The 18,710-nt window shown below is 71.1% G+C and carries 15 protein-coding genes; 9 read left to right on the top strand and 6 right to left on the bottom strand.

Annotation, left to right across the window (positions count from 1 at the left end; all coding sequences use genetic code 11):
* Positions 1-213 precede the first annotated feature (213 nt).
* Entirely contained in the window at positions 214-990 is a 777-nt protein-coding gene (gene ddaH / locus AC067N_RS05980) for a dimethylargininase (RefSeq protein WP_478677649.1), read from the top strand.
* Positions 991-1,212: 222 nt separating this feature from the next.
* Entirely contained in the window at positions 1,213-2,190 is a 978-nt protein-coding gene (locus AC067N_RS05975) for an acyl-ACP desaturase (RefSeq protein ID WP_478677648.1), read from the top strand.
* A gap of 93 nt (positions 2,191-2,283) precedes the next feature.
* Here the strand turns inward: AC067N_RS05975 and AC067N_RS05970 are convergent, their stop codons facing one another.
* Positions 2,284-2,532, bottom strand: a complete 249-nt coding sequence (locus tag AC067N_RS05970) for a WhiB family transcriptional regulator (protein WP_478677647.1) — start codon at positions 2,530-2,532, stop codon at positions 2,284-2,286.
* Between the two features lie 376 nt (positions 2,533-2,908).
* Here AC067N_RS05970 and AC067N_RS05965 point away from each other — a divergent pair, with 376 nt between their 5' ends.
* Both AC067N_RS05965 and AC067N_RS05960 read left to right on the top strand, forming a co-directional pair.
* Positions 2,909-3,694, top strand: coding sequence for a VOC family protein (locus AC067N_RS05965; RefSeq protein WP_478677646.1), 786 nt, complete (start codon positions 2,909-2,911; stop codon positions 3,692-3,694).
* Positions 3,695-3,960: 266 nt separating this feature from the next.
* A complete protein-coding gene (locus tag AC067N_RS05960) occupies positions 3,961-5,181 on the top strand; it encodes a glycoside hydrolase family 64 protein (protein WP_478677645.1) in 1,221 nt (406 codons plus the stop codon).
* Between the two features lie 39 nt (positions 5,182-5,220).
* Here the strand turns inward: AC067N_RS05960 and AC067N_RS05955 are convergent, their stop codons facing one another.
* On the bottom strand, positions 5,221-6,291 hold the full coding sequence (locus AC067N_RS05955) for a LacI family DNA-binding transcriptional regulator (protein WP_478677644.1): 1,071 nt from the start codon (positions 6,289-6,291) through the stop codon (positions 5,221-5,223).
* Between the two features lie 154 nt (positions 6,292-6,445).
* On the opposite strand from AC067N_RS05955, the gene AC067N_RS05950 reads away from it, so the two are divergent.
* On the top strand, positions 6,446-7,324 hold the full coding sequence (locus AC067N_RS05950) for a hypothetical protein (protein ID WP_478677643.1): 879 nt from the start codon (positions 6,446-6,448) through the stop codon (positions 7,322-7,324).
* A 21-nt stretch (positions 7,325-7,345) separates the two neighbouring features.
* Here AC067N_RS05950 and AC067N_RS05945 read toward each other — a convergent pair whose 3' ends face one another.
* Positions 7,346-8,323: a multicopper oxidase domain-containing protein gene (locus AC067N_RS05945; protein WP_478677642.1), complete on the bottom strand. Its 978-nt coding sequence runs from the start codon at positions 8,321-8,323 to the stop codon at positions 7,346-7,348.
* A gap of 195 nt (positions 8,324-8,518) precedes the next feature.
* Here AC067N_RS05945 and AC067N_RS05940 point away from each other — a divergent pair, with 195 nt between their 5' ends.
* Together AC067N_RS05940 and AC067N_RS05935 are read left to right on the top strand one after the other, a co-directional pair.
* A complete protein-coding gene (locus AC067N_RS05940; protein ID WP_478677641.1) occupies positions 8,519-11,008 on the top strand; it encodes a ThuA domain-containing protein in 2,490 nt (829 codons plus the stop codon).
* A gap of 44 nt (positions 11,009-11,052) precedes the next feature.
* Positions 11,053-13,209, top strand: a complete 2,157-nt coding sequence (locus AC067N_RS05935) for an OmpL47-type beta-barrel domain-containing protein (protein ID WP_478677767.1) — start codon at positions 11,053-11,055, stop codon at positions 13,207-13,209.
* A 99-nt stretch (positions 13,210-13,308) separates the two neighbouring features.
* On the opposite strand, the gene ligD is transcribed toward AC067N_RS05935, so the two are convergent.
* A complete protein-coding gene (gene ligD / locus AC067N_RS05930; protein WP_478677640.1) occupies positions 13,309-14,319 on the bottom strand; it encodes a non-homologous end-joining DNA ligase in 1,011 nt (336 codons plus the stop codon).
* A gap of 73 nt (positions 14,320-14,392) precedes the next feature.
* Here ligD and AC067N_RS05925 point away from each other — a divergent pair, with 73 nt between their 5' ends.
* Complete coding sequence (locus AC067N_RS05925; protein ID WP_478677639.1) at positions 14,393-15,457, top strand: ATP-dependent DNA ligase; 1,065 nt, start codon at positions 14,393-14,395, stop codon at positions 15,455-15,457.
* Between the two features lie 38 nt (positions 15,458-15,495).
* Here AC067N_RS05925 and AC067N_RS05920 read toward each other — a convergent pair whose 3' ends face one another.
* A complete protein-coding gene (locus AC067N_RS05920; protein WP_478677638.1) occupies positions 15,496-16,686 on the bottom strand; it encodes a zinc-dependent alcohol dehydrogenase in 1,191 nt (396 codons plus the stop codon).
* 186 nt (positions 16,687-16,872) lie between these two features.
* Between AC067N_RS05920 and AC067N_RS05915 the strand changes: the two genes are divergently transcribed.
* Positions 16,873-17,844, top strand: coding sequence for a DUF3048 domain-containing protein (locus AC067N_RS05915; protein WP_478677637.1), 972 nt, complete (start codon positions 16,873-16,875; stop codon positions 17,842-17,844).
* A gap of 244 nt (positions 17,845-18,088) precedes the next feature.
* Here the strand turns inward: AC067N_RS05915 and AC067N_RS05910 are convergent, their stop codons facing one another.
* Entirely contained in the window at positions 18,089-18,544 is a 456-nt protein-coding gene (locus AC067N_RS05910; RefSeq protein ID WP_478677636.1) for a MarR family winged helix-turn-helix transcriptional regulator, read from the bottom strand.
* Positions 18,545-18,710 lie beyond the last annotated feature (166 nt).

Here is an 18,710-nt window from a genome sequence, read left to right as displayed (position 1 = left end):
CTGGTCGCGCGGTTCCCCGCGCCCCTGAAGGGACGGGCCCGGTGCCCGGCCCCTCTCGTCCCGCCGCCTCCGCGCCCGGCTACCGCCGAGTATCTCAGGAGGGCCACAGCCTGGCTGCGGGGGTTTTGTCCTGGTGGGCCGGGGCTGCATGATGGCGGACCGGCGTCGCTTCACGGGCGCCGGAAAAACCTCGTTCGATTCGGAGTCCCACACGTGCCCAGCAAGAAGGCCCTCGTCCGTCGTCCCAGCCCCCGCCTGGCAGAAGGCCTCGTCACGCACATCGAACGGGCGAAGGTGGACGTCGACCTCGCGGTCGAGCAGTGGGAGGCGTACGGCGAGGCCCTGCGTACGCACGGCTGGGAGACCATCGAGGTGGACCCCGCCGACGACTGCCCGGACTCGGTGTTCGTCGAGGACACGGTCGTCGTGTACAAGAACGTGGCACTGATCGCGCGCCCCGGCGCCGAGTCCCGGCTGGAGGAGACCGCCGGGACCGAGGAGGCCGTGGCCGCGCTCGGCTGCTCGGTGAACTGGGTCTGGGCCCCGGGAACCCTGGAGGGCGGCGACGTCCTGAAGGTCGGCGACACCGTCTTCGTGGGCCGGGGCGGGCGTACCAACGCGGCCGGGGTCCAGCAGCTGCGGGCCGCGTTCGAGCCGCTCGGGGCACGGGTCGTCTCCGTACCGGTGAGCAAGGTGCTGCATCTGAAGTCGGCGGTCACCGCGCTGCCGGACGGAACGGTCGTCGGGCACATCCCGAAGATGGACGCGCCGTCGCTGTTCGGGCGCTTCCTGCCGGTGCCGGAGGAGGCCGGGGCGCACGTGGTGCTGCTCGGCGGCGACAAACTGCTGATGGCGGCGAGCGCGCCGAAGACCGCCGAGCTGTACGCGGATCTGGGCTACGAGCCCGTCGTCGTCGACATCAGCGAGTTCGAGAAGCTGGAGGGCTGTGTGACATGCCTCTCGGTACGGCTGCGGGAGCTGTACGCCTGACCCGGTGATCGCCTCGCCTTTCCAGCCCCTGGACCTGCGCGTCCGGGGGCTGTTCGGCATGTGCGCCCGAACCCGGCAAGGCCCTGCTGATCAGGGGCCTTTACCGCGCGCTTAACCTACGTCTTCGTAACCTACGGATTCGTAGCCTACGATTCCGTAGGTTCGGTCATCCGCGCGTGACCGCACATGTGTTCATCCCCCGGCCGTCCCCCTGGAGCCTCTGTGTCGATCACTTCCCCTCTTCTCGGCAGCCCGTCCTCCGACTGGACCGACGCGCGTCTGCTGTACGCGCTGGAGGAAGTGGTCGAGAAGGAACTGAACCGGCATCTGCAGGTCGCCAAGGACTGGATGCCGCACGAGTACGTGCCGTGGAGCGACGGCCGCAACTTCCCCGGCCTCTTCGAGGACGGCGAGGCCTGGGACAAGGAGCAGTCGAAGGTCACCGAGATCGGCCGTATCGCCCTCGTGGTGAACCTGCTGACCGAGGACAACCTGCCCAGCTACCACCACGAGATCGCCACGCTCTTCGGCCGGGACGGCGCCTGGGGCACCTGGGTGCACCGCTGGACCGCCGAGGAGGGCCGACACGGCATCGTGATGCGCGACTACCTGCTGGCCTCGCGCGCGGTGGACCCGGACAAGCTCGAAGAGTTCCGCATGGCCCACATGAGCGAGGGCTTCGAGCACGACCACCGGCACTCCATGCTGCACTCGGTCGCGTACGTCGCCTTCCAGGAGCTGGCCACCCGGATCTCGCACCGCAACACCGGCCACCAGTCCGGCGACCCGGTCTGCGACCGCATGCTGGCCCGTATCGCCACCGACGAGAACCTGCACATGGTCTTCTACCGGAACCTGCTGAAGGCCGCGTTCGAGATCGCCCCCGACCTCACCATGCAGGCGGTGCGCGATGTCGTCGTGAACTTCCGCATGCCCGGTCACGGCATGCCCGGCTTCGAGCGCGCCGCCGCGCAGATGGCGATCGGCGAGGTCTACAACCTCCGCATCCACCACGACGACGTCCTCCAGCCCGTCCTGCGCTTCCTCAAGGTCCTGGAGATCGACGGCCTCGGCCCCGAGGGCCTGAAGGCCCAGGAGGAACTCGGCCTCTACATGGACGGGCTCGACGCGGAGGCGCTCAAGTTCGACGAGAAGCTGGCGGCCCGCAAGGCGCGGATGGCGGCGCGCGCGAAGGCGTGACCGCCCGCCACGGGTGAGCGGAGGCCGGTCACCCCGCCTCCGTCCGCCCCGGAGAACCCGTGAGGCCGCTCCCGCCGGAGGGGCGCACCCGGGTCAGCCGCGTCCGGTGCGCCGGAGGCGGAGTCTCTCCTTCTCGGACAGGCCACCCCAGACGCCGAAGCGCTCGTCGTTGGCGAGGGCGTAGTCGAGGCAGGCGGTGCGCATCTCGCACATGCCGCAGATGCGCTTCGCCTCGCGAACCGAGCTGCCGGGGTCGGGAAAGAAGAAGTCGGCCCCCGTCTGTGCGCACAGCGCCTTCTCCTGCCAGGCGATGTCGACCGGGGTGATCGTGTCGATGTGCATGGACAGGATCGTGCCGGTGCGCGAAAAACGTTCGATCAACGCCGCATCAACACGGCGCTCCGAGCCCTCCATGTTCCCCGCCGGGAGCGTCCCGGCGCACGGCGGCGCGCGGAGGTGAACGCCCCCGGAAGCCGGTGGCCACCGCCACCGCCACCGCCACCGCCACCGCCACCGCCACCGGGAACACGGAATCGCGCCCCCACCCCACCCCCGCGGTTGACCCGCGTCCCGCGGCACCACCGCGACGGCCGCGCCCCGGCCGGCGTGGTCTGGCCGGCGTGGTCCGGCGGCGTGCCCCGGCGGTTGTCAGTGGGCGGTGCGAGACTCGACAGAAAGGCAGTGGGACCCCTCAAGGAGCTCTCGAAGGAGGGCCAGGATGCTCACCACCCGTTTTGTCACCGGCGCGCCGAACTGGATCGACCTCGGCACCCCCGACATCGAGGGGGCCGGCGCGTTCTACGCCCGTCTCTTCGGCTGGCGGTTCCGGTCGGCCGGCCCCGAGATGGGCGGCTACGGCTTCTTCCAGCTCGACGGCCGGACCGCGGCGGCCGGTATGCAGAACCCACCGGAGCAGGGCCCGCCGTCCTGGAACGTCTACTTCCAGTCACCGGACGCGGACGCCACGGCCAAGGCGGTCGAGCAGGCGCACGGCTCGGTGCTGATGCGGCCCATGGATGTGGCGGAGGAGGGCCGGATGGCCATCCTCGCCGACCGGGCGGGCGTCCCCTTCGGCATCTGGCAGCCCCGACGCACCACGGGGCTCGACGTCGTCATGGACCCCGGTTCGCTGTGCTGGCTGGAGCTCTACGCCCCCGACCTGCCCGCGGCCGCCGGGTTCTACAACGCGGTGTTCGGCTGGGAGACCTCGGCGATCGACGTCGAGGGCGGCAGCTACACCTGTGTGAACCCTGCCGGGAAGGAACCGGCGGACATGTTCGGCGGCATCGTCCCGCTGGACGAGGACCCCACCGAGACCGGGCCGTACTGGCTGCCGTACTTCGAGGTAGCGGACACCGACGAGACCGTGCGGAAGGCCCAGGAGGGCGGTGGCGGGGTCCGTATGCCCGCGACCGATCTGACCGGGGTGGGCCGCATCGCCAAGCTCACCGACCCGTACGGGGCACGTTTCGCGGTGATCAGGAGCACGCCGCCGCAGGGGTGAGGACCGGACCGGGAAGCCCGGCGCCGGTCGCGCTCGGTGAGCGCGGCACGGAGTGGCGGTGAGCGCGGCACCGGGCTGCTCCTACCTGTGCGGACAGCGGTGCCGGCTCCCCCGACGAGTCGTCGTCAAGTCCTGAACGCCGGAGATCAGTGAGAGCGCTCTCAGTCATAAGTCTTGACGGCTCAACATCCCCTGGGAACAGTGGGTGCACCACAGCAGGGCCCCCACCCCTGTGCCTCCACTCCCCACTCCCAGGAGGCCCCACCATGCTCTCCCGTCGTAGGTTCCTCGCCGGAACCGCCACCGTCATCGGCGCGTCCGCCGCTGGGAGCGCTCTCAGCTCCCCCGCCCGCGCCGCTGCTCCCACCACCTGCCAACTGGCCCTGCGCAACGCCTCGTTGCCGGGCACGGTCCGGGCGTACGTCACCGGGCACGAACAGTCGACCGGCGCCTGGGTGCTGTTGCGGGCCAACGGCAGCGTCTACCGGCCCGCCTCGCCCTCGGCACCGCACACACCGCTGCCGGTGGACTGCGCCATCCCGCTCGGCCCGGCGGGGTCCGCCCCCGTGGTGCTGACGCTCCCCCAGATGTTCGGAGCCCGCGTCTACTTCGTGCGGGACGACACCCTGGACTTCTTCCTCAACCCCGGCCCGGCGCTGGTCGAGCCCGCGTTCGCCACGGCCGCCGACCCCAACTTCGGCAGGACCTGGTCGTTCTGCGAGTTCACGTTCGACCCCACCCAGTTGTTCGCCAACATCAGCTACGTCGACCTGGTGACGGCCCTCCCCATCGGCCTGACCCTGGAGGGCGACGCCACGCACACCGTGGCCCCGCTGCCGAGCGGGGCGGTCGACCGTATCGCCGCGGACCTGGTGGCCCAGGCGGCGAGGGACGGACAGCCGTGGGACCGGCTCGTCGTCCGGGGCGGCGACGGCGGGGTCCTGCGGGTCATCTCGCCGCAGAACCTGATGGCGCCGTACTTCGACCGGCCGGACCGGATGCCGTTCCGCTCCTACTGGGACGCGTACGTCGACCAGGTGTGGGACAAGTACCGTTCGACGGATCTGAGAATCGACCTGCAGGGCGGGCGGGGCGTGCTCTCCGGCCGGGTCGTCGGCGACCGGCTCACCTTCGCCGGCGGCCACTCCTTCGCCCGGCCGGCCTCGAAGGACATCTTCACCTGCAACCACGGCCCGTTCGCCAACAACCCCGGTGACCCCGACGTCAAGAAGGCCCTCCTCGCCCGTATCGCCGCCGGGTTCAACCGCTCGCTCATGCTCACCCACCCCACGCAGCCGAACGGGTCCACGGCGAGCGCCTACTACCGGGGAACCGTGACCAACCACTGGTCCCGCGTGGTGCACGCCAACTCGCCGATCGGATACGCGTTCCCGTACGACGACGTACGGCCCGACGGTCAGCCGGACGTGTCCGGCGCGGCACACGACGGCAACCCGCGCCGGTTCACGGTGACGGTGGGCGCGTAGGCCTCACGGGCTCGGGTGAGGCGCCGCAGGCCCACGGGCTCACGCGGAGGCGCGTCGGACCAGTGTCGTCGGCAGCACGACACTGGACGGCGCGTCCCCCAGGCCCTTGCCGGGGCCCGGTCCCGGGTCCTCGTCCCGCCCTCGTCGTTCGAGACCGCGCAGCAGGAGACGGGTCATCAACCGCCCCATCCCCTCTATGTCCTGGCGGACCGTCGTCAGCGGCGGGTCGGAGCCCTCCGCCACCGGCAGCATGTCGTCGAAGCCGACCACGGCCACGTCCTGCGGCACCCGCCGTCCCCGTTCGCGCAGGACCCGGAGGGCGCCGGAGGCCGAGAGGTCGTTGGCGGCGAACACGGCGTCCACCTCGGGGCAGCGGTCCAGCAGGACGCGCATCGCGCGCTCGCCGCCGGCCGGGGTGAAGTCGCCCTCCACGATCAGCCGGGGGTCGGCGTCGACCATGACGTCCCGGTAGCCGTCGAGGCGGTCGACCGCGGAGGTCTGGTCGAGGGGGCCGGTGATGTGGGCGACCCGGCTGCGGCCGAGACCGACGAGATGCCGCACGGCGTCCCGGGCGCCGCCCCGGTTGTCACTGTCGACGTAGACGGTGGGACCGTCGCCGCGCGGACCGTCGCCCCAGCCTGGCCGGCCGCCGAACACGGTCGGCACACCGGCGCCCTTGATGAGTCCCGGCAGCGGGTCGTCGAGGTGCAGGGAGAAGACGAGGGCCCCGTCGACATGCCCGCCCGCGAGGTACCGGCCGACCCGCGCGTGGTCCTCGGGGCCCTCGGTGAGCAGCAGCACGAGCTGTGAGTCGTGCGCCGTCAGTTCCTTGCTGATGCCCCGGAGCTGGAGGGCGAAGAAGGGGTCCGCGAACACCCTGGTCTCCGGCTCGGCGATCACGACGGCGACGGCGTCGTGCCGCCGGGTGACCAGGCTGCGGGCCGCCTGGTTCGGGACGTAGCCGAGTTCCTCGACCGCCTTGCGCACCCGCTCCACCAGCGGCTCGCGGACGCCCTCGCCCCCGTTGACGACACGGGACACGGTCGCCCGTGACACACCGGCGCGCGCGGCCACGGCCTCCAGCGTGGGTCGCGACACTGCCTCGGTCACTTCAGGACTCCTCAAGAGCGGTTGCGGATCAGGATAACCATGGCCGGGCCGCCCCGAGAGCGCTCCCGGACCAGGTGGGGGGCGTCCGCCGGAATTCGGTTGCACCGGGCAGGGGGCAGCCGTGAAGATCACCGCATGACCATGAGAAAGGCCCATGACGCCTGACCGCCTGACCGGGTACGCCCGCCTTCCGCGCGCGTACCGCGATCTGCATCTCCTCCACAGCACGGTCGACGCCTTCGGCCGCGCCCACTGGCTGCTGCGGGCTCCGGCGGAGGCGCCGGGGCCGTACGACGCCGTGGTCGTCACCGTCGACGACGGCGCCTCGTACGAGACCTCGCTCGGTTCGGTGTCGGCCCGTCACCCCAAGGTCGACTCGCTTCCGGACGGCGGCTTCGTCGTCGCGGACGCGCGCAGCCGTGCGGGTGCCGAGCAGGTCCAGGTCTTCGACGCGCTGGGGCGTCCCACGTGGACGTTCCGCGTCGGCGACGGGATCGAGCATCTGCTGACCGACGAGTCCGGCGACCTGTGGATCGGGTACTTCGACGAGGGCGTGTACGGCGACGATCCCCTCAGCACTGCGGGCGCACGCCGCTGGAGCGCCACCGGTGACGCCCTGTGGGCGTACAGCCCGCCGCCCGGCGCCGACTGGATCGCCCACTGCTACGCGCTGAACGTGGACCGGAGGGCGGCCTGGGTGTATCCGTACACGCCCTACATGTCCTTCCCTCTGGTGGAGGTGGGGGACGGCCGACCGCTCCGGCTGCGCTCGACACAGGTCGAGGGCGCGTCCGGTGTGGCCGTGCACGGAGAGTTCGTCGCGTTCTTCGGCGGCTACGGGCAGGACCGCGACCGGCTCGTCGTGGCCTCCCTCGGCGAGACCTCGGTCGACACCGTGGTCACCTCGCGTCTTCTCCGCGCGGACGGCACCCCGGTGGACCGCCGGCGGCGTGTCGTGTCGCGGGGACCGCGCATCTACGTCCAGGAGGAGTCGTCACCCACATGGGACGTGCTGGACATCAGCGGGGGCTGAAGCGAGACGCGCGGACGGGCCTCAGTGCGCGTGCTCGTGCGGCTCGTATCCCGGGATCGTGCCGTCCGGCTTGCGGACCAGGAACAGGCCGACCATGCCCATGTCGGAGTGGCTCTGGACGTGGCAGTGGTACATCCAGGCGCCGGCTCCGACACCCTCACCGGCGATGATCTGGAAGCCGAAGGAGTCGGCGGGGCCGCAGATCTTGTTGTCGATGACCTGACTGGGGTCGTCGGGGCCGGTCAGCTGGCCCGTGCGGTTGTCGGCCCAGCGATGTCCGTGCAGATGGAAGGTGTGGTAGTACTCGCCGTGGGTGATGACCACGAACTCCACGCGGTCGCCCACGGTCGCGTCGAAGTCCGGTCCGGAGTGGGCGGGCTTGTTGTTGATGAGCATGTCGTTGAAGACGACGGTGACGGTCTTGTCGGGGAGGACGTCGCCCTTGCGGCGGACGATCACCGCCCCGTAGAGGCCCTTGCGGATGCCGACCGTGCCGTGTTCCGTGCCGACGACATGGTCGTGGTAGTGCCAGTAACCCGCGCTGCCGGCCCGCCAGGTGCCGTCCTTGCGCCGGCCGGGCGCGTGCGTCCGCCACGTGTACGTACGGGTGCCGCCGGGTTCGACGTCACTCCTGTTGAGCTTCGTGCCGTCGCTGGAGGTCTCGTAGTCCAGTCCGTGGACGTGCAGGCTGGCCGCCACGTCCATGGTGTTCTCGAACTCGATGTGCAGCGTGTCGCCTTCGTTCAGCTCGATCAGCGGGCCGGGCACGGACGCCTTGCCCTTCTCCAGGCCGTAGCCCATCTGACCGTCCGCCAGTTTCTCGGCGTACAGCCTGATGTGCCGGACCTCGCCGCCCGCCGGAGCCGTCCTCGCCGCCGTGTCGGCGCTCGCGGCCTCGGGCGCGCCGACCGTGTCGATGGCCACGGACAACGATGTCGCGGCGGCGGCGCCACCGAGGAGCAGCCGTCGGTTGAAGCCTCGTCTGTCCAGTCCGTCCATGCGGAACTCCCCATGCGGATACGGCATTCACGAAGGCACGCCGGTGTCTGTGGCGAACCTGTGAGACGGTAGCGGCACGACGGATGTTTATCCACACCCAGGACAAAGTTGGTGGCATTCCGGTCATAGGTATTGGCGTGCCGCGCAAAGGGGTTTAGCTTCCTTGGCGCTGTGGCTGTGACCGAGGAGGTGCCCATGTACTTACGAGGGTTGAGCGACACGAGAAGGCGGGGAAGACGGCCCTGGGCGGCCGCCGTGACCGCCTCGGTCCTGGCCGCCGGGCTGCTGTCGGGCCCCGCGGCCCACGCCCGCCCGGCGCCGGAGCCCGGACTGACAACGATGTCGATCACCTCGCCCCCGGGCGGCTCGGGCCCTCGGGTGCTGATCTTCCACGGGTCCGCGGCATCCGGCGAGGAGTCGCCGCTCGTCAACGCCGGGATCGAGGCCATCGAGCGGATCGGGCTCTCCGGGCCCGCGGCCGAGCGGTTCGAGGTCGTCGCCACCGATGACGCCTCCGTCTTCACCGACGGGGCCCGTCTCGGCGGCTTCAACGCGGTGGTCTTCCTCACCGGCGGCGGCGACGTCCTGGACCCCGAGCAGGAGGCGGGCCTGGAGGCCTACATGGAGGCGGGCGGTGGTTTCGTCGGCATCCATGACGCGGCACGCGCCGAGCCGTACTCGGACTGGTTCACGGGGCTGATCGGCGCCCGCCCGGCCGCGTCGAGCCCGACTGCCGTGCAGCGGGCCACGGTCGAGGTCGGGGACCGGCGGCACCCGGCCACCAAGGACCTGCCCGTGCAGTGGAAGCGGCCGGACAAGTGGTTCAACTGGGTGAAGAACCCGTCAGGTGCGGTGCACACCGTGGCGCGGGTGCGCGAGTCGACGTACCAGCCGGGCGCGAGCGCCAACGGCTGGGACCACCCGGTGAGCTGGTGCCGTGACTACGACGGCGGCCGTTCCTTCTACACCGGCATGGGCGGGACGGTGTCGGCGTACGACGAGAGCGACTTCCGTGCGCATCTGCGCGGCGCCCTGCTGTGGACGTCCCGGCTGACCCGGGCCGACTGCAAGGCGACGATCGACGCGAACTACAAGGCGGAGCGGCTGACCCGGCCCAACCAGCCAGGGCAGAACGACCAGATCGGCGAACCGCACGGCCTGGTCACCGCCCCCGACGGTCGTGTCCTCTACATCGGCCGCGGCGGCGCCGACTCCTCCCAGCCGGTGGTCACCGACTGGAACGACCCGGACATCGGCAAGGGCAGGGGCGAGGTCCATGTCTACGACCCGCGGACCCAGCAGGTCACCCTGGCCGGCGCCCTCACCGTTTTCGGCAACAAGGGCGGCGGTGACGAGCTGACCAAGGTCGAGGAGGGGCTGCTGGGCATCGAGCTGGACCCCGGGTTCCAGCAGAACGGCTGGGTGTACCTGCACTACACGCCCCACGCGCAGATCAACCGCGACACCCGGATGGCCGAGCGTCGCGTCTCCCGTTTCACGCTCGACCTCGCGACCAACAAGCTGGCCCCGGGCAGCGAGAAGGTGCTGCTCACGTGGCCGGTGCAGATCCACAGCTGCTGCCACGCGGGCGGCGGGATGGCCTGGGACTCGCGGGGCAACCTGTACATCGCGACCGGCGACAACAACTCCAGCGGCTTCAGCGCCGGTTACTCGGGCAACAACCCCCAGCCCAACTACAAGGGCGTGTCCTTCGCCGACGCGCGGCGCACCGCCGGCAACACCAACAACCTCAACGGCAAGATCCTGCGCATCCACCCGGAGCCGGACGGCACGTACACCCTGCCCGACGGCAACCTCTTCACCGGGCAGGAGACCGACGAGGGCGGTGGGAAGACACGCGGCGAGATCTATGTGATGGGTGTACGGAACCCCGCGCGGATCTTCGTCGACAAGAAGACGGACGTGCTCTACGCGGGCTGGGTCGGCCCGGACGCCTCGGCGCCGTCGACGACCTGGGGGCCGGCGAAGTACGACACGTTCGCCGTCATCACCGAGGCGGGCAACCGGGGCTGGCCGTACTGCATGGGCAACGAGCAGCCGTACCGGGACCGCAATCTGCCGGACCCGTCGAAGCCGCTGGGCTGGTACGACTGCGACCACCCGAAGAACGAGTCCCCCAACAACGACGGCCTCGTCAACCTGCCCCCGGTGACCGGCAACAACATCTGGTACTCACCGCAGGGCGGCGCCCCCGACTTCCCGCGGGACGCGAACGGCGTCCCCTCCTACAAGAACGAGGACGCCAAGTACCTGCTGCCCTGGCTGAAGGGCGGCGGACAGGCCGCGATGAACGGCCCGGTCTACCGCTACGACCCCGCCGCGACCGGCTCCGGCCGGTGGCCCGCGTACTGGGACGGCAAGTGGTTCGTCGGCGACTTCTACGACGCGGACCAGCCGCGGCACGCCGTGCTCACCGACCCGAGGAACCACGGCGGCGGCGGGCTCCCGATCCACGCCGAGACGCTGAAACGGATCATCCCGGTCGGCAACGACGGCATCAGGAACCTGATGGACTGGAAGTTCGGGCCGGACGGGGCCCTGTACCTCCTCGACTACGGACGCGGCTTCTTCACGTCCGACGCCAAGTCCGCCCTGTGGCGGGTGACCTACACGGGCGGCGGCCCCACGCCGGCCGCCGACCAGCTCGCGAGGAGGGCGCGGTGACGCGCGAGAGACGCTTGTGGGCGGTCCTGACGGCAGCCCTGCTGATGGTGCTCGGCCTCACGGCGACGCCCGCCACCGGGCGGGCGGAACCGGCCGCCGAGGCCGCTGCCCAGGTGCTCACCTGGACCGCCGGCGACGACATCACCAAGTACACGACGGCCCCGAGGACGGCGGTCGCGGGCGCGACGACCATCGTGTTCGAGAACAGCACCGCCACCGGCAACACGACGGGGATGCCGCACACGCTGACGTTCGACGTCTCCGACCCGGAGTACAACAACGACGTCCCGCTGAACATCCTGGCCAACCCGAACGACGACCGCGGCGGCCGGCACACCGCCGAGGTGACGCTCGCCCCCGGCCGGTACCGCTACTACTGCACCATCCCCGGCCACGGGCAGATGCAGGGCATCCTCGTGGTCACCGAGGGCACCGGCGAGGACACCACCGCGCCGGACACCTCGGCCTCGGTGAGCGGCACCCGGAACTCCGAGGGCGCGTACGTCGGCTCGGCGACGGTGACCGTCACCGCGACCGACACGGGCGGCTCCGGGGTGGAGCGGGTCGAGTACGCGACCGGCGACACGGGCGCATGGGCGCCGTACACCACCCCCGTGGTGATCGACCAGGTGGGCAACCACAAGGTCCGCTACCGGGCGGTCGACAAGGCGGGCAACACGGCCGCCGAGAAGAGCGTGGAGTTCACCGTCGTCGCGCCGCCGACCGACGACACCACCGCGCCGGAGACCTCGGCCACGGTGACCGGTGAACGCAACGCCCAGGGTCAGTACGTCGCCATGGCCACGGTCACCGTGTCCGCGTCGGACACCGGCTCCGGGGTCAACACCGTCGAGTACGCGCTCGGCGACTCGGGCGCCTGGCGGCCCTACACGGCTCCGGTGATGGTGCACGAGACCGGCACGCACGAGGTGCGGTACCGGGCGACGGACAGGGCGGGCAACGTCTCGGCGGCGAAGAGCGTCGGGTTCACGGTCGTGGCCCCGCCCGCCGCCGACACGACACCCCCGGTGACCGGGGTGACCGTCGAGGGCGAGCGGAACTCGGCCGGCGCCTACCTGAGGAGCGCGAAGGTCACCGTGAGCGCGACGGACCACGGCGGATCGGGTGTCGCCGCGGTCGAGTACTCGCTGGACGGCGGTCCCTACCTCGCCTACGCCGCCCCCGTGGTCGTCGACCGCGCGGGCACGCACACGGTGGCGTACCGGGCGAGCGACAAGGCGGGCAACACCGCCGCGGCGCGCTCGGTGACGTTCACGGTCGTCGCGGGCGGCGGCGTACCGGCCCCCACCTGCGCGGAGTACGACGAGCGGTTGACGGTGATCGTCGGCGCGGTCGACTCGGGTGTGCCGAACCGGGTGACCGACAACCGCTGCCGGATCAACGAGCTGATCGAGGACGAGAAGGAGTGGACGTCCCACGCGCTGTTCCTCAAGCACGTGGACACCGTCCTGAACAAGCTGCTGAAGGCCGGGGTGGTCGACCGGCGCGAGTACGACGCGGTGAAGGAGGCCGCGGCGGAGTCCGGCATCGGCAGGCCCGGTCAGACCGAGGGCTATCGGACGATCCTGGACGGGACGGCGGAGTCGTTCGCCAAGTGGCAGCAGGTGGGCGGCGGTTCGTTCGCCCGCAACGCCGACGGCTCGATCACGTCCGGGACGACGAAGGACGGGCTGGGCATGCTGTGGTTCCCGGAGCGGAAGTACGGCGACTTCTCGCTGCGCCTGCAGTGGCGTGACGACGCGCCCGGCACGTCCAACGCCAACTCCGGGGTCTTCGTGCGGTTCCCGTGGGTCCACGAGCACCCGGAGGAGTCACGGCCGGAGTGGGTCGCCATCAAGTACGGCCACGAGGTGCAGGTCCTGGACCGCCCCGACGGCGACATGTACAAGACGGGTTCGGTCTACGGCTTCGACCGGGTGGGGCTCGCGGGCGCGGGTGTCACCCAGAAGGGCACCTGGAACGACTACGAGATCCGCGTGGTCGACCAGCACTACTCCGTGTACCGCAACGGGGTGCTGATCAACGAGTTCGACAACACCGGCGGCCAGGACTTCGCCCCGCCCCGCGCGGACGACCCGGGCACGGACGGGCGGCGGTTCGCCTCCGGCTACCTCGGACTGCAGGTGCACGGCACGACGGACGTGGTCTCCTACCGCGACATCCGGATCAAGGAGCTGTAGCGCCGCCCGCACGGGGCGCGGCGAACTGCGCGGAAAGGGACGCCGAAGCGGCACTCGCACGACGGCACAGGGCGGCACCGGGCACCGGCCGACGACCGGTCAGCGCCTCTTCGCCCGACTCGGCTGCACCCGCTTCGGCTCCCCCGGCATCTTCGGATACTCCGGCGGATAGGGCAGATCACCCAGTCCGTGGTCGTGCTCATCACGCGCGGCCAGTTCCAGCAGTGCTTCCAGGGAGTACGCGTGGTCGTCCATGTCGGCGTGCACGTCGCCGCGTTCGGCGAAGCGCACCGGCATCGTGGCGAGATCGAAGTCGCGGGGCACGGCGGTGCCCACCTCGTCCCAGGTCAGGGGCGCGGAGACGGGGGCGTGCGGGCGGGGCCGTACCGAGTAGGCGGAGGCGATGGTGCGGTCGCGGGCGGTCTGGTTGTAGTCCACGAAGATCTTCTCGCCTCGCTCCTCCTTCCACCAGGCCGTGGTCACCTGGTCCGGCATCCGGCGCTCCAGTTCGCGGGCGGCGGCGATGGCGGCGCGTCTGACCTGGGTGAACGTCCAGTGCGGTGCGATCGGGACGAAGATGTGGAGGCCGCGTCCGCCGGAGGTCTTCGGCCAGCCGCGCAGGTCGCCGTAGTCATGGAGGACGGAGCGCAGCTCATGGGCGGCGCGGACGGCGTCGGCGTAGTCGGTGCCCGGCTGCGGGTCGAGGTCGAGCCGGAGTTCGTCGGGGCGGTCGACGTCGTCGCGGCGGACCGGCCACGGGTGGAAGGTGAGCGTGCCGAACTGGGCGGCCCACACGACGGCCCCGACCTCGGTCGGGCACATCTCGTCGGCGCTGCGTCCGCTGGGGAAGGTGATGTGGGCGGTGGGAATCCAGTCGGGCATGTTCTTCGGGGCCCGCTTCTGGAAGAAGTTCTCTCCGGTCACCCCGTCCGGGTAGCGCTCCAGGGTGGTGGGCCGGTTCCGCAGGGCCCGCAGGATGCCGGGGCCGACGGCGAGGTAGTACCGGGCGAGGTCCAGCTTGGTGAAACCGCGCTCCGGGAAGAACACCTTGTCCGGGCTGGACAGCCGTACCGTCCTGCCCGCAACCTCCAGTTCCACCGCATCACCCATGCGGCCACGGTAGGCGCAGGCGGTGAATGCCGCATACCGGGCGAATATCCTCGCGGGGCCGCAGAATCGGAGGATGGATCTGCCGGTGATGCCGCCCGTGAAGCCGATGCTCGCCAAGTCCGTGGCGAAGATCCCGCCGAACATGCACTACGAGGCGAAGTGGGACGGGTTCCGGGCGATCGTGTTCCGCGACGGCCCCGAGGTGGAGCTCGGCAGCCGTACCGGCAAGACGCTGACCAGGTACTTTCCCGAGCTGGTGCGGGCGCTCGCGGAGCGGTTGCCGGAGCGTTGTGTGATGGACGGCGAGATCGTGATCGTCCGCGGCGGCCGGCTCGACTTCGATGCGCTCACCGAGCGCATCCACCCGGCGGACTCCCGTGTCCGGATGCTGGCCGACACCCGGCCCGCCTCCTTCGTCGCCTTCGATCTGCTGGCCCTGAACGACGAGTCGCTGACCGATGTTCCGCTGACCGACCGGCGCAGGCTCCTCGAACGCGCCCTGGCCGGGGTCACGGCACCCGTCCATCTCGCCCCGGCGACCACGGACCGCGCGGTGGCCGAGCGGTGGTTCGAGCAGTACGAGGGCGCCGGGCTCGACGGGGTGATCGCCAAGCCGCTCGATCTGCGGTACCGGCAGGACGAGCGCGCCATGTTCAAGATCAAGCACGAGCGTACGGCGGACGTGGTGGTCGCGGGGTACCGGCTGCACAAGAGCGGGCCCGTGGTCGGGTCCCTGCTGCTCGGCCTGTACGACGACGGAGGAACCCTGCAGCACGTGGGAGTGTCGGCGGCGTTCCCCATGAAGCGCCGCGCCGAGCTGGTGACCGAGCTGGAGCCGTTGCGGATGGCGGACGCCCGGGAGCACCCCTGGGCGGCCTGGGCCGAGGAGGCGGCGCACGAGACGGCGCGGCTGCCGGGCGCGCCGAGCCGCTGGTCGGGGCAGAAGGACCTGTCGTGGGTTGCGCTGCGGCCCGACCGGGTGGCCGAGGTGGCGTACGACCACATGGAGAACGGCGTCCGCTTCCGTCACACGGCGCGCTTCCGCCGCTGGCGCCCGGACCGCACCCCCGAGAGCTGCACCTACGCGCAGCTGGAGGAGCCGGTGAACTACGACCTGGCGGAGATCCTCGGCCCCTAGTGGTCGGCCCCTGGCCAAGGGGTGTCCAAGGGGTCCGCTCACGGCTCCAGCAGCACCTTCACCGCCCCGTCGTCCTTGCGCTGGAACATCTCGTAGGCGTGCGGCGTCTCGCTGAGCGGCATGCGGTGGGTGGCGAAGGTGTCGACGCCCAGCGGGTCCTCGTCGGTGAGGAGCGGCAGGATGGCGTCGCTCCAGGTGCGGACGTTGGCCTGGCCCATGCGCAGCTGGATCTGCTTGTCGAACATGGTGAGCAGCGGCATGGGGTCGGCGGTGCCGCCGTACACGCCCGAGATGGAGATGGTGCCGCCGCGCCGTACCAGTTCGATGGCGGTGTGCAGGGCGGCGAGCCGGTCGACGCTGAGGTGTTCCGCGAACTTGGCGCCGATGGCGCGGGGCAGCATTCCGGCCGCGGTCTGGGCGAGTTTGGCGGCCGCGCTGCCGTGGGCCTCGGTGCCGACGGCGTCGATCACGGCGTCGGGGCCGCGTCCGGCCGTGCGGTCGCGGATGGCGGTCACGAGTTCCTTCTGGCTGTCGAAGTCCCTGAGGTCGAACGTCTCGACACCGCGGTCGCGGGCCCGGCGCAGCCGCTCGGGCACCAGGTCCACGCCGAACACCTGCTCGGCGCCGCGTACCTGGGCTACCCGGCAGGCCATGTCGCCGATGGGCCCCAGGCCGAGCACGGCGACACTGCCGCCGGGCGGGACGTGTGCGTACTCGACCGCCTGCCAGGCGGTGGGGAGCACGTCGGAGAGGTAGACGAACCGGTCGTCGGGCGGGCCTTCCGGCACCTTGATCGGTCCGAACTGGGCCTGCGGGACCCGCAGGTACTCGGCCTGCGCGCCCGGCACCGCGCCGTACAGCCGGGTGTAGCCGAAGAGGGCGGCGCCCATGCCCTCGCCGGTGCACTGGGTGGTCTCGCACTGGGTGGGCAGCCCGGTGAGGCACATCCAGCAGTTGCCGCAGGCGATCTGGAACGGCACCACGACCCGGTCGCCCGCCGCGAGGTCGGGTACCGCTGCGCCCACCTCCTCGACGATGCCCATGGGTTCATGGCCGAGGATGTCGCCCGGCGTCATGAACGGCGTGAGCACCTCGTACAGGTGCAGGTCGGAGCCGCACAGCCCGGTGGAGGTGATGCGGATGACCGCGTCCGTCGGCTCCTGGATCCCCGGGTCGGGCACCGTCTCGACGCGTACGTCCCGCTTGCCCTGCCATGTCACTGCCTTCATCGCGTCCCGCTCCGTCCCTCGACTCGGCCTCGCAGGTCCGGCACGAGTACCCGGAGCGCTGGTGCCGAACCACGCCGATGTCAGGCGAACCGGCCGATGCGGGCGGAAGTAAACAGGGATGGCCAACTATCACCTGATAAGCGCACAATCAAAGGCAAAACGCGGCGAAGGACGGGCACGGTGGGCATGGAACTGAAGACGCGGCGGACTCGGCGCCGGGGGACGACGGGCATGGTACTCGCCGCGCTCACGGCGGGCGCCCTCATGGCGGGCTGCTCCGGGAGCGGCTCGGACGACGGCCGCCAGGGCGAAAGCCCCGGGGACAGACCCGGCACCGCGGCGTCCGCCGGCTCGATACTCGCCGTGAAGATCGACAACGTGCGCGCCGCCAGACCCCAGACGGGGCTCGACGCCGCGGACATCGTCTACGCCGAGCAGGTCGAGGGCGGTCTGAGCCGGCTGATGGCGGTCTACGCGACGAGGTTCCCGGAGGCCGTCGGCCCCGTGCGCAGCGCCCGGGAGTCCGATCTGGAGCTGCTCCGCCAGTTCGACGAGCCGGCCCTGGCCTTCTCCGGGGCCCAGAGCAAGCTGCTCCCGTTGATCGACAGGGCGCCGCTGGACGCCAGGCCGCCGGGCGACGCCGGTTCCGCGTACTACCGGGGCACCGACAAGGCCGCCCCGCACAACCTCTATCTGCGCCCCGCGGAACTGGTCGGCTCCCCGCCCGGCGCCGACGCCCTGACCACCGGCTTCCGCTACGGCCGGGCGCCTGCCGGCGGCACCCCCGAGGACTCCCGCACGATCCGCTACCCGGCGGCCCGCTTCACCTTCACCTGGTCCGACAAGGAGCAGCGCTGGCCGGTCTCCATGGACGGGCGGGAAACCGTGCTGACCGACGGCACGCGCGTCGCGCCGGCCACCGTGGTCGTCCAGCACGTGACCGTCCGGAAGTCCCAGTTCCACGACTACCTCGGCAACAACACGCCGTACACGGAGACGGTGGGCTCCGGGAAGGCCGAGGTCCTGCGCGACGGCCGCGCCTTCGACGCCCGCTGGGAGCGGAGTAACCCTTCGGACGGCACCACCTTCACGACGCCGGACGGCGAACCCATGAACTTCGCGAAGGGCCAGGTCTGGGTGGTGTACGTCAAGAAGTGACCCGGGTCGCGCCACCCGAGCAGAAGCCCGGTGAACCGCGGGGGACCCACCGGCCGCCCACGGCCGGACGCTCCGCTCCCCCGAAGCCGCGTTCACCGCACCGCCTGCCGAGCGGATCAGACCCGCGGCTCCGGCCCGGGGCGCGCCGCCCGGGTCACGTCCGCGCCGCGTGCGTGGCACCCGGACCGGCGGCCCGAGGGGAGTCCACGGACACGGTCCGGCGCAAACCGTTCCGGTCACAGCACTAGCGGAGCGTCTCCGCCGGGCTGCGCAGTTCCTCCGCCGCGTCCGCCACCCGCCGTATCAGCTCGAAGAACACGCGCTGCTCGTCCTCCGACAGGGGGGCCAGGAACACCTGGTTCATCCGGGCGGTCCGCACGGTGAGCCTGCGGTGCGTCCGCTCGCCGTCCTCCGTGAGCCGCAGGAGGAAGCGCCGGCCGTCCTGGGGGTCGCGGACCTTGTCGAGCAGACCCCGGCGGCCGAGCCTGCTGATCACCTCGGACATCGTCGAGCGGTCGAGGCCGACCCGCTCCCCCACCGTGCGCTGGTCGAGCCCCGGCTCGGCGACGAGGGTGTTGAGGACCGCGAACTGCGGCGAGGTGATCTCCTCGGAGACCATCACGTTCCACAGCAGGTAGTGCGCCTGCTGCAGCCGTCGGGCCAGGTGCCCTGGATGGGTGGAGAGGTCCACCGCGGCCATGTGCGCTCCTCGGCTCGGTCGGTAAGGACAACGATTCGTTCGTACACTGAACGATGCGAACGATACCGGGATCCCAGCGGGGCGTGTCCAGCGCCGTGCACCCATCCGACCTGGCACGTATCGCAGGCCTTGACGGCGAACCCGGCGAGTGGCAGCGTGAAGGGAA

The sequence above is a fragment of the Streptomyces sp. NPDC042364 genome, assembly GCF_056437585.1.
The sequence above is the reverse complement of the archived record's forward strand: the minus strand, read 5'-3'. Positions and strand labels throughout refer to the sequence as shown.

What these genes read in the sequence shown, in the direction of transcription:
- AC067N_RS05935 (WP_478677767.1), top strand. Translation starts at nt 11,053, where the DNA reads ATGGTGCTCGGCCTCACGGCGACGCCCGCCACCGGGCGGGCGGAACCG.
- AC067N_RS05920 (WP_478677638.1), bottom strand. Translation starts at nt 16,686, where the DNA reads ATGAAGGCAGTGACATGGCAGGGCAAGCGGGACGTACGCGTCGAGACG.
- AC067N_RS05915 (WP_478677637.1), top strand. Translation starts at nt 16,873, where the DNA reads ATGGAACTGAAGACGCGGCGGACTCGGCGCCGGGGGACGACGGGCATG.
- AC067N_RS05925 (WP_478677639.1), top strand. Translation starts at nt 14,393, where the DNA reads ATGGATCTGCCGGTGATGCCGCCCGTGAAGCCGATGCTCGCCAAGTCC.
- AC067N_RS05910 (WP_478677636.1), bottom strand. Translation starts at nt 18,544, where the DNA reads ATGGCCGCGGTGGACCTCTCCACCCATCCAGGGCACCTGGCCCGACGG.
- AC067N_RS05950 (WP_478677643.1), top strand. Translation starts at nt 6,446, where the DNA reads ATGACGCCTGACCGCCTGACCGGGTACGCCCGCCTTCCGCGCGCGTAC.
- AC067N_RS05965 (WP_478677646.1), top strand. Translation starts at nt 2,909, where the DNA reads ATGCTCACCACCCGTTTTGTCACCGGCGCGCCGAACTGGATCGACCTC.
- AC067N_RS05945 (WP_478677642.1), bottom strand. Translation starts at nt 8,323, where the DNA reads ATGGACGGACTGGACAGACGAGGCTTCAACCGACGGCTGCTCCTCGGT.
- ligD (WP_478677640.1), bottom strand. Translation starts at nt 14,319, where the DNA reads ATGGGTGATGCGGTGGAACTGGAGGTTGCGGGCAGGACGGTACGGCTG.
- AC067N_RS05970 (WP_478677647.1), bottom strand. Translation starts at nt 2,532, where the DNA reads ATGCACATCGACACGATCACCCCGGTCGACATCGCCTGGCAGGAGAAG.
- AC067N_RS05940 (WP_478677641.1), top strand. Translation starts at nt 8,519, where the DNA reads ATGTACTTACGAGGGTTGAGCGACACGAGAAGGCGGGGAAGACGGCCC.
- AC067N_RS05960 (WP_478677645.1), top strand. Translation starts at nt 3,961, where the DNA reads ATGCTCTCCCGTCGTAGGTTCCTCGCCGGAACCGCCACCGTCATCGGC.